The organism is Cryobacterium sp. M91, assembly GCF_002929615.1.
Classification (GTDB): domain Bacteria; phylum Actinomycetota; class Actinomycetes; order Actinomycetales; family Microbacteriaceae; genus Cryobacterium; species Cryobacterium levicorallinum.
In genome coordinates, this window is sequence record NZ_PJJT01000081.1 from 105,512 (window position 1) to 116,132 (window position 10,621).

Consider the following 10,621-nt stretch of genomic DNA (forward strand, 5'->3'; position numbering starts at 1 on the left):
CGCCATCGAAATACCGTGGCGGTCGGGGCAAGCTCGACCAGCGGTTGGCTGGGTTTCGCATACCGGCGCCGACGAGTAACGACCCAAGCAATACCCAATAAGCAGTATCCGAAGAGGACCTCCCATGATTGACAAGCTCAAGCTGGTGTCGCACGTTGACGCGATCAACTGGAACAAGATCGAAGACGATAAAGACGTCGACGTCTGGAACCGCCTGACCAATAACTTCTGGCTGCCGGAGAAGGTTCCGCTCAGCAACGACATCCAGTCGTGGAACCAGCTGACGCCGGTGGAGCAGCAGCTCACAATGCGCGTCTTTGCGGGGCTGACCCTGCTCGACACGATCCAAGGCACAGTGGGCGCTGTCTCGCTCATCCCCGATGCGATCACCCCGCACGAAGAAGCCGTCTACACGAACATCGCCTTCATGGAGTCGGTGCACGCCAAGAGCTACTCCTCGATCTTCTCAACGCTGGCCTCCACCAAGGAGATCGACGAAGCTTTTCGCTGGTCGACCGAGAACGAGAACCTGCAGCGCAAGGCCTCGATCGTCATGGATTACTACCAGGGCGACGACCCGCTCAAGCGCAAGGTCGCCTCGGTGCTGCTCGAGTCGTTCCTGTTCTACTCGGGCTTCTACCTGCCGATGTATTTCTCCAGCCGCGCCCGCCTGACCAACACGGCCGACCTCATCCGTTTGATCATTCGTGACGAAGCCGTGCACGGCTACTACATCGGCTACAAGTTTCAGAAGGGGCTCGAAAAAGAGACGCAGGCGCGTCGCGACGAGATCAAGGATTACACCTTCAATCTCGTGTTCGAGCTGTACGAGAACGAGGTGCAGTACACGCAGGACCTCTATGACGAGGTCGGCCTGACCGAAGACGTCAAGAAGTTTCTGCACTACAACGCCAATAAGGCGCTGATGAACCTCGGCTACGAGGCGATCTTCCCGAAGGACGTCTGCGACGTGAACCCGGCGATTCTCTCCGCGCTCTCACCCAACGGCGACGAGAACCACGACTTCTTCAGCGGGTCGGGTTCGTCGTACGTGATCGGCAAGGCCGTGGTTACCGAAGACGACGACTGGGACTTCTAACCACACACACGACCTCGGGGAATGCTATGCGCTCATAGCTGTTCGGAGCCGGTTGATGAAGCGGATGCCACAGCTCGCGCCGCGTCGGCTGCGCGAAACTCCTCGGGCGTGGCGAAGAAGATTGCTGGCCGCTCTGGTGTGCCGGCCGGCGTGCCGATCGTCGTGGTCCTGGCCTGAGCCTGCCAGAACGCGGGCGATATCGGTGGCAACGAGCACTGGTGTGATCGCTTCACTGGGGACTAACGTGAGGGCGTGCCCGCTGTTGTGCTCGACGCCCGGAGCGCTCACGCCGCCGGCGTGCAGCGCCTACTGCAGAGCTATCGCGCCGTCCCGGTGGCGACCCCGATTCGATTGGCCAAGTCCACCTCGAATCTGTTTCGGACCCGGACCAAAGCCCGGGGCGTAGGGCTCGACCCGTCCGGACTGACCGGCGTCATTGCTGTTGATACGGAGGCGCGAACGGCCGACGTGGCCGGCATGTGCACCTACGAAAACCTCGTTGCCGAGACGCTGCGCTACGGGTTGGCGCCGCTGGTCGTGCCGCAGTTGAAGACCATCACCCTCGGCGGCGCGGTCACCGGCCTCGGCATCGAGTCGACATCGTTCCGCAACGGCCTGCCCCACGAATCCGTGCTGGAACTGGACATCCTCACCGGCGCCGGAGAAGTGCTCACCGCATCGCGTCGCGAGAACCCCGAGCTGTACCATGCCTTCCCCAACTCCTACGGAACTCTGGGCTACGCGGTACGGCTGCGCATTGAACTCGAACCTGTCCAGCCCTTCGTCGCTCTCACGCACGTGCGGTTCCACGCGCTCGTCGACCTGGTCGCGGCGATCAACGGCATCCTGCTGACCGGCAGCCTCGACGGTGTCGCCGTCGATTATCTCGACGGTGTCGTGTTCAGCGCCGACGAAAGCTACCTCTGCGTGGGCCGGCAGACCAGCGAGCCCGGCCCCGTCAGTGACTACACCGGCCAACAGATCTACTACCGCTCCATCCGACACGAGCGCGGTGTGACAACCGACCGCCTCACGATTCACGACTACCTCTGGCGCTGGGACACCGACTGGTTCTGGTGCTCCGAGGCGTTCGGCGCGCAGCATCCGTTTATTCGCCGGTGCTGGCCCGGGCGTTACCGGCGCAGCAGCTTTTACGGAACCCTGATGAGGCTCGAACGGCGGTTTCAGATCGGCGACCTCCTCGAGAAACTGCACGGCCGGCGGCCCCGCGAGCGAGTGGTGCAAGACGTTGAGGTGCCTCTGGAGCGGTGCGCGGAATTTCTGGACTGGTTCCTCGACACGGTGCCGATTGCACCGATCTGGCTGTGCCCGCTGCGCTTGCGGGGCGATGACCGCTGGCAGCTCTACCCGATGCGACCCCGGCAGAGCTACGTCAACGTCGGGTTCTGGTCGACGGTGCCGGTCGGGTCGATCGAGGGGGAGGCCAACCGGCGCATCGAACGCAGGGTCGGCGAGCTTGACGGGCACAAGTCGCTGTACTCCGACTCGTTCTATTCCCGTGAAGACTTCGACGAACTCTACGGCGGGCAAGCCTACCGGGCCGCGAAAAAACGCTACGACCCCGATTCACGTCTCCTCGACCTCTATGCCAAGGCGGTGCAACGACAATGACGACGTTCAAAGATCGTAAAACGGATGCTTCGGCCGGCACGTTCACCATCGCGCAGGTCCTGGAGATTCTGGCCGGCGGACGCCTTCCGGTGCGGTTCACCGCCTACGACGGGAGTTCGGCCGGACCCCCGGACGCCCCGCTCGGGCTGGACCTGTTGACGCCGCGCGGCACCCACTATCTCGCCACGGGCCGTGGCGACCTCGGACTGGCCCGCGCCTATATCGCCGGCGACCTCGACCTCCGCGGGGTGCACCCTGGGGACCCGTACGAACTGCTCAAGGCACTTTCCGAGAGTCTGGTTTTCACCCGGCCACCGGCGCGGCTGATGGTGGACATCATCCGCTCTATTGGAATCAGGCAGCTGCGCCCGATCGAGCCGCCGCCGGAGGAGGCGGAACCCCGCTGGCGCCGCGTTGCGGGAGGGCTACGACACAGCAAGACTCGTGACGCCGACGCGATCCACCACCACTACGACGTCTCGAACAGGTTCTACGAGTGGGTGCTTGGGTCGTCGATGACCTACACCTGCGCCTGCTACCCGAGCGGCGACGCCTCCCTGGACGAGGCGCAGGAGAACAAATACCGACTCGTGTTTGAGAAGCTGCGGCTGAGGCCGGGCGACCGGCTACTCGACGTCGGGTGCGGTTGGGGCGGCATGGTGCGCTACGCCGCCCGGCGCGGTGTGCGCGCCACCGGAGTCACGCTCTCGATCGAGCAGACCGCGTGGGCGCAGCGGGCCGTCGCCGAGGGCGGCCTGAGCGATCTGGCGGAGGTTCGCTTCGGCGACTACCGCGACGTCACGGAAACCGGCTTTGATGCGATATCATCCATCGGGCTGCTTGAGCACATCGGCGTGCGCAAGTATTCGTCGTACTTCCGCTTTCTGCAGGACAGGCTGCGCCCCGGCGGCTTGCTGCTCAATCACTGCATCACCCGGCCGGAGAATCAGACCGAACCGGCGACTCGCGGGTTCATCGATCGTTATGTCTTCCCCGATGGGGAGCTCACCGGCTCGGGCCGGATCATTAGCGAAGCGCAGGATATAGGCCTCGAGGTGCTGCACGAGGAAAACCTGCGCCAGCACTACGCGCTCACTCTGCGCGACTGGGGCGCCAACCTGGTCGAGCATTGGGACGAGGCCGTCGCGGAGGTCGGGCTGCCCACCGCGAAAGTGTGGGGGCTGTACATGGCGGGTTCGAGGCTCGGCTTCGAGCGCAATGGGATCCAGTTGCACCAGGTGCTGATGACCAAGCCCCACGAGGGTGGCGCGGCCGGGGATCTGCCGTTGCGGCCGTGGTGGACGCCGTAGCAGCAGCCGGGCTCAGTACCAGTTGGACTCCTCGGAGTGTGCCCAGGCGCCACAGGGGGTGCCGTAGCGGGAAGCGATGTAGCCTAGGCCCCAGGTGATCTGGGTGGCGGGGTTCGTTTGCCAGTCGTCGCCCGCGGTCTGCATCTTGCTCCCAGGAAGCGACTGGGGAATTCCGTAGGCGCCGCTGGACGCGTTGTAGGCGCTCACCCGCCAGCCCGACTCCCGTTGCCAGAGCTGAACCAGGCAGGTGAATTCGGCGGTGCCCCAGCCCCGGGCGGCGACCTGGGTGGCGGCGATCGCCTGCGCGCCGCTGCGATCGATCACGGCTCCGGCGGGCGGTACGGGCGACGACGCGGGTGATCCGGATGACGCGGACGCCTCAGCCGCCGCGATGGCCGCAGCCTGGCGCTGCTGTTCGAGATACTGCTGATGGGCGGCCACGCCGTTTCGATACTGCCGCTCCACGTCGGCGGATGAGTTCTTCAGTGACGCGAGCTGGGCATAGAGCACCTCGCTTGCGGACTGCTTTACGACAACCTCCGCGTCGGCTGCCTGCTGGGCCGCGCGCGCAGCCGTCAGCCCAGCCAATGCTGCGGCCTGCAATCGGTCGCGCTCCGTGGTCATCGCTTCGGCTTGCGCGCTGAGCGCCTCGGCCGAGTTGCGTTCGGCATCAGCCTCCGCGGTGAGCCGCCCCGCCTGCTCCGTGAGTCGCTCCATCGTGCCGAGCCGAAACAGCAGGTCGTCGGAGTGCGTGCTGTCGAAGAAGGCGCCCAGACTCAAATCGGTGCCTGCGGCTCGGTAAAGCTGGGCCCCCAACGCGCCCAGTCGGGTGCTGCTGTCGACAGAGCGAGCGGATGCGGCATCCGCTTGAACGGAGAGCACCGTCTGCTGGGCTGCGGCTGCGCTGTAATCCGCCTGTGTTTGTTCATGGGCGGCGCCGAGCGCTACGGCGTCGTCGGCGAGGGTGGCGGTGCGGGTCTGCAACTCGTCGAGCGCGAGTTCGATCGCGGCTACCTCGGCGAGAGTGGCGGCGACGCTGCTCTTGGCGGCTTCCACCTGCTCCCAGGTCGGGTAATCGGCGGCGGCGGCGGAACTCGTGGTGACGCTGCCGGCCGCGATGGCGGCGGCGGTCACGAGGCAGAGAAACATGCCCGGTTGTTTCATGGAACTTAGTCCTCACCCCGTAGACGGTGAGTTTAGCCGCCCGACCCGGGAAAACCGGTGGGTGGGTAAATCCGCGCGGACGGCGACGGTCACAACGGATGCTCCCGGCTCTGCCTGCAGGTTCGCGCCGCACGTCGTCGATCGGGCCGAGTCGAGCCTTTAGGGGAAGGTTTGACGAGCTTTTCGGGGCACGTTTGACGAGGTTTTAGGGGAAGGTTCAACGGGGCTTGAGGGGCACGTTTACCGCTTGCCGGGATTAGGCGGGGTCCCAAGGTAGGGGCTGATCAGACGGAACCGGGGCGAGGGGAATCACCACCACCGGACGATGCTGACGGTGCGCCAACTGGGCCGCCACCGAACCGTTGATGAACTCCTGCAGGCTGGCCCGCAAGGTCGCCTCCCTAGTTCCGACCACGATCATCGCGGCACTCAGCGTGTCCGCCAACTCGCCGAGGGCCCCGGCCGGATTGCCGGCCAGGGCCCGGGTGCTCCAGGTGAGCCTGCATCCGTCGAGAAGCACGGCCAGGTGCGCCGCGAGATCCGGGTCGAATCTCGCCTCCGCACGTTCGGGCGAGTCCGCAGTGAATGGCAGACTCGTCATCGTTCCGTCGCCCAGGTCGTAGACCCGGTACTGGCCGGCGTCGACGGATGCGCACACCAGCTCCGCGTTGAAGCGCGCCGCGAATATGGCCGCCTGCACGACGACGGTATCCGCTTGGCCGGGCACTACCCCAACAATCACGCACGCGCTCATGCTGTACTCCTTTACTCAAGGGCCCGCAGACGAACCGGAACGCCTGCCGAACAGCGGGTCACCGTCAGCATGGCAGACCCCGCCCCGATTTGCCGTTTGGCGGATACAGAGATTTTCGTCCAGCGACGAGCAGGACTTCAGGCGTTCGGTACGGTGGATTTTTCAGTTCGGCCTCCGAACAAATCGACCAGGGCGAAGGCCAGGGCAACGGCGATGAGTGCCAACGCGACCAGGATGCCGCTGAAGAAGCCGTCACGAAACACCTGCACGCGATCAGGCTGGCTCGCCTCCGCGTACAACATCGCGTAGAAGGTCGAGATTATGGCCGCGACTCCGATCGCGGTTCCCACTCGCTGACCGACCTGGGCCATCGACCCGGCGACACCGCCCTGAGTGACCGGAACGTCGCTCAGGGTGAGCGTCTGATTCGGCGAAATGACGAGGCCACCGCCGGCGCCGGTCATAGTCATGGCTGCGGCGATGAGCCACGGAGCGAGGTTCACCGAGGCGAACAGTCCCGCAAGCAGAACGAGCACAAAGCCGATCATGACCGTGACCAGGCCGGCGGCGACGAGCTGGCGGCCCCAGCGAAAGACCAGGCGACCGCCGATCCACGACGTAACGGCGGAGGCGAGAGCAAATGAGATGCTGACCATTCCGGCGAAGACGGGTTCCAGCCCGAGGCCCTGCTGCAAAAAGAGGGTGACCAGCAGAAAGTACGGTGGAATCGCCGCAAAATATGCCGTCGAAATCAGTATCCCGTTGCGATAGGACGCCGTGCGAAAGAGCGAGAAATCTATAACGGGTGACTTGCCGATCTGCTGGTATCGCCGTTCCCACCAGAAGAATGCGGCACCGGACAGGCCGAAGACAATGAGCCAGAACCAGCGGTTGTGGTCATCCGTTGGCGAACCGGTCGTCAGCACGAACGGGAGCATGAGGCCGAGGGTGGCAATTCCGAGCAAGAGGATGCCGACCAGGTCCAGTCCGGTCTGCTCCCGCGCATGACTCTGACGTTTCGGAAGCACGCGCATCGCGAAAAAGAGTGCCAGCAGGCTCAACGGCACGTTCATCCAAAACGACAGACGCCATCCGTTCTCTGGGCCGCCCACGGCGATCAGGAGGCCACCCAGCGTCGGCCCGAAGGCCGTCGAAATTCCAATGACCGCGCCAAACAAGCCGAATGCGTGCCCTCGTGCCGCGCCCTGGTAGAGCTGCTGGATCAGCCCGAGTACCTGCGGCATCTGGATTCCCGCAGCAATTCCCTGCACGATGCGCGCTACTATCAGGAACTCGATCGTGGGCGCGATCGCGCACAGGATGCTCGCGACCGTAAATGAACTGAGACCCACGATGAACATGAGTCGCCGGGAATGAATGTCGCCCAGCCGACCGGACGGTACCAGCGCAAGCCCGAAAGCGAGGGCGTAACCAGCGACGATCAGCTGGAGTTCGGTGGTACCGCCGCCGAGCGACTGTTCGATGGCGGGCAGGCCAACATTTATCTTGGACAGGTCGAGAATGGTGAGCGATGCAACTCCGACGCAGACCCAGAAGGCTTGCCGCTTCAGCCGGTCGGCATGTTCGGAGCTCGGATGGGGTGTATTCGGCATGTTCCACTCACTCTAAAGCCGGGGTGCGGAGCCGGCATCGTCTGGGGCGCGTGACAGCACCCTGTCGGGGCCTGACCGTGACGAAGGTTACCGAATTCTGGACGGTATTTTGAGGGCCACTCTGCCGCGAACTTTGTCCTTCTCTGCCTGTCAGAACAGGGTGTTGGGTTCACCCACGGGGCCGCCTGGCCGGGGGGTCGAGTCCTCGGCGGTTGGAGCAGCGGTGGTGGGCTTCGCCGCCGTAGTCGCGTTGAGCCCCGTGGCTACGTAGACGACCATTGGGCCGCGGCGAGGGCTATCTGGGGCAAAATCGATGAGCTTTCGAGTCCTCAGGCGTGTCAGCCGATTCCGTGCGGTGACGACATCGCAGTCAAGATAGTTGCGGACGTCCTCGTTCGAAATGCGATCGTGACGTTTGAGGTGGCGGAGGAGTTTTTCATCGTCGGCGTCGATGCTATCTGTGCGGTACGTCAGTGCCGAACGCAGACCAGCGATCGTGCGCGATGAGAGTAGGTAGTTCGGGTGCGCCCGTCGCGTTGTGCTCTTCGTTGGTTGGATGAGCTCGGCAGTATGCATCCGGATTAGGATTCTCTGCGTGTCATTCGGGTTTCGCTGGAGCCTTGTCGAAACTGTGTCAGCGTTCACTGACCGGTTGTGCCTCAGCGCGGTTAGGACAGTGAGTACGTCGACATCAGTTGCGAGGGCGTCTGGCATTGCGGAGCTTCTCAGAAATCGCGCGAAAGCCTCATCACCGGCGCCGCCAATGAGCGCCACTCGGAACCGAGGCCCGTCTTCGAGGGCGGGTGGCTCTTTACCCAGGAGGGCGACGGATCGGAAAATCCGGTCGAAACCGAGTCCGCTCATTTCTGCCAATCGAAGCCTGGCCATGTGCCCGGCTAGTTTGGGGTTTCGTGGTGACGCGGCATCATGCAAGAGGCGGTCGACGCGGAGGGATGGCAGGAGGCCGCCTGGGCTCGTGACGACCAGCTCCTCGGGGCTGTGGATGATCTCGACGACGCCAGTGGCCTCCCAGTCTCGGTGCGCGAAGGCATTGGCAATAACCTCGCGAAGTGCGTCTCTCGGGTAGTCGACGAGTTCGATTTGTTCGGCGCCGACACGAATAAACTGGCTGCGCGCAAGTGAGCCAACAGTCGTGAGGAGTTGGTCGAGCAGTAGCACTAACGGCAAAGACGTGTCGTCTCGTCGCATCAGAATTCGGGGGTCGCCTCCCAAACTGGGGCGCGATTGCACGCTGACTCCCCATTGAAAGATTGTCTTCAGGGCCTCGGGATTTCCGTAAAGCAGCACTGCGGCACGATTCGGTCCCCCGTTCGCAGTCGCGAGTTCGGTCGCCTTGGCGAAGGCGGGGAAGTCTGAGAGGGCGATTGACGCTAACTCGTCATTGCCATTCAGTGAGAGGAGCTGGGCGCCTCTCTCGATGGCTGCCCGGGACAGTTGACTCCACTCTATGCTTGCTGGTTCGGCGGACCAGTCGCGCCCTTGTCGAATGGCTCTGAGGCCACGGAGCTGCTCGCCTTCGAGGGCGACGCAGCGGTCGTTGAGGCGGATCTTGTAGAAGCCCTCCGTTGTGCTGTAGACGTCGCTCCCGTCCGGGACGCCCAGCACCAGGATGCTCTTGCCGTCCACAATTAGTGTGTGGGGGTGAACCGTGATCGACGGGCTTGTGCGGGCGTGCATGTTGTTGACGATGTCATTGATGAGCCATTTTGTGGTGTCGACTCCGACTATTGCTTCAGATCGCGTCGCTGCTTTATCCTTCACGCCGATGATGAGAATGCCGCCATTCTGCGCATTGGCGAAACAGACGACGGATTCGGCGAGGTCCTTGAGGAATTTTTCGGGAGCCCGTCGGTCACCGCTCGGTGGGGTCTGCTTGAAGTCAAGCCTTGTGCCCCCGAGCGAATCAGCGTCCCAGCCGTCCCCAATCTCGGCCAATGCTGACTCAGCTTCCTCACGTACTGTCATAGCCAAATGATAACAGGTATGATACGACCGCACTAGGTATCTCGTGTCATACTCGAATCATTTGTGAGGTGCCGCCTATGGCCCTCAGCCTGCGCGGCGGGTGAGTCGTAGCCGCGGATCAGGTGCCACCGCGGAGGGCAGTAATCGGCTCGATGTTGGAGGCGCGCACGGCGGGATAGGCGCCCGCGGCGAGGCCGACGACCGTTCCGAGCAGGGCGGCCCCGATCGCGACGAACGGGTCGAGAATCGGGGTCCAGCCCTGCAGCAATGAGACGGCGACGACCGCGAAGACCCCGAGGGCCGAGCCGATCAACCCGCCGAGCAGGCCGATCACGGCCGACTCTACGATGAACTGCCGGGCAATGTCGTGCCCGGTCGCGCCGAGCGCCCGGCGCAGGCCGATCTCGCCGACCCGCTCCATTACCGAGAGCAGGGTGACGTTAGCGATGCCGAGGCCGCCGGCGAGCAGCGCAAGAATGCCGAGGGTGAGAAAGACGATGTTGATGTCGGCCTGAATGTTGTCCTGCAGCGATGACGCCGCGGCGGGCGCCTGCACCGTGAAATTCTCCGGAGCGCTCGGGTCCAGTGCGATCGGCGCCTGTCGCGATACCAGAGTGCCGGCACCGACCTGAATTTGCACGTGCAGTTCGGCCGGGGCGGTCAGGCCGAACTGCACGCGGGCAGTGTTCAGCGGCACGATGACAGCGTCGAGCAGGTTGGCACGACGTTCGACGCCGTCGATGATGCCGATGACGGTGTACGACACCTCGCCGATGAAGATCGACGGCTGGCTGTCGACCCGGTTGACGCCGAGCGTTTCGGCGGCCCGCTCCCCGAGCACGGCCACCCGGTCGCCGCGCTCGTCGTGGCCGGCGTCGAAGAAGCGTCCGGTGACGACCTGCCCGCGCACCGCGGCGAGCAGTCCAGATGAGGCGGCGATGACGGCGGGGCTCAGTGTTTGCGCGGCCGAAGGATCGGCAAAGTCAAGTGGTCAGGGCAACGCGGGGGTTTTTGCTTCGAGAAGTAGCTGGTTGAGGCGGTAGGCGGGGGTTTCGAGGTTGAG

Annotated in this window: 8 protein-coding genes; 3 read left to right on the top strand and 5 right to left on the bottom strand. The window is 64.0% G+C overall.

Annotated features, from left to right (window positions below; genetic code table 11):
* Positions 1-124 precede the first annotated feature (124 nt).
* The 3 genes from nrdF (at position 125) to CXY80_RS08110 (ending at position 4,041) form a co-directional block, all read left to right on the top strand.
* Positions 125-1,099: a class 1b ribonucleoside-diphosphate reductase subunit beta gene (gene nrdF, locus CXY80_RS08100; protein WP_104132179.1), complete on the top strand. Its 975-nt coding sequence runs from the start codon at positions 125-127 to the stop codon at positions 1,097-1,099.
* Positions 1,100-1,351: 252 nt separating this feature from the next.
* On the top strand, positions 1,352-2,731 hold the full coding sequence (locus CXY80_RS08105) for an FAD-binding oxidoreductase (protein WP_104132180.1): 1,380 nt from the start codon (positions 1,352-1,354) through the stop codon (positions 2,729-2,731).
* The gene (locus CXY80_RS08110; protein WP_104132181.1) at positions 2,728-4,041 is read left to right on the top strand and encodes a class I SAM-dependent methyltransferase; all 1,314 of its coding nucleotides are present in this window, start codon (positions 2,728-2,730) and stop codon (positions 4,039-4,041) included. The genes CXY80_RS08105 and CXY80_RS08110 overlap by 4 nt, the downstream gene beginning before the upstream one ends.
* A 12-nt stretch (positions 4,042-4,053) precedes the next feature.
* Here CXY80_RS08110 and CXY80_RS08115 read toward each other — a convergent pair whose 3' ends face one another.
* The 5 genes from CXY80_RS08115 to CXY80_RS08135 form a co-directional block, all read right to left on the bottom strand.
* Positions 4,054-5,205: a hypothetical protein gene (locus tag CXY80_RS08115; RefSeq protein ID WP_146070706.1), complete on the bottom strand. Its 1,152-nt coding sequence runs from the start codon at positions 5,203-5,205 to the stop codon at positions 4,054-4,056.
* Between the two features lie 256 nt (positions 5,206-5,461).
* Complete coding sequence (locus tag CXY80_RS08120) at positions 5,462-5,959, bottom strand: universal stress protein (RefSeq protein WP_092448332.1); 498 nt, start codon at positions 5,957-5,959, stop codon at positions 5,462-5,464.
* A 137-nt stretch (positions 5,960-6,096) separates the two neighbouring features.
* Positions 6,097-7,572: an MFS transporter gene (locus CXY80_RS08125; RefSeq protein WP_092448331.1), complete on the bottom strand. Its 1,476-nt coding sequence runs from the start codon at positions 7,570-7,572 to the stop codon at positions 6,097-6,099.
* Between the two features lie 150 nt (positions 7,573-7,722).
* On the bottom strand, positions 7,723-9,558 hold the full coding sequence (locus CXY80_RS08130; RefSeq protein WP_104132183.1) for an RNA-binding domain-containing protein: 1,836 nt from the start codon (positions 9,556-9,558) through the stop codon (positions 7,723-7,725).
* Positions 9,559-9,676: 118 nt separating this feature from the next.
* On the bottom strand, positions 9,677-10,513 hold the full coding sequence (locus tag CXY80_RS08135) for an ABC transporter permease (RefSeq protein WP_104132184.1): 837 nt from the start codon (positions 10,511-10,513) through the stop codon (positions 9,677-9,679).
* Positions 10,514-10,621: the final 108 nt, after the last annotated feature.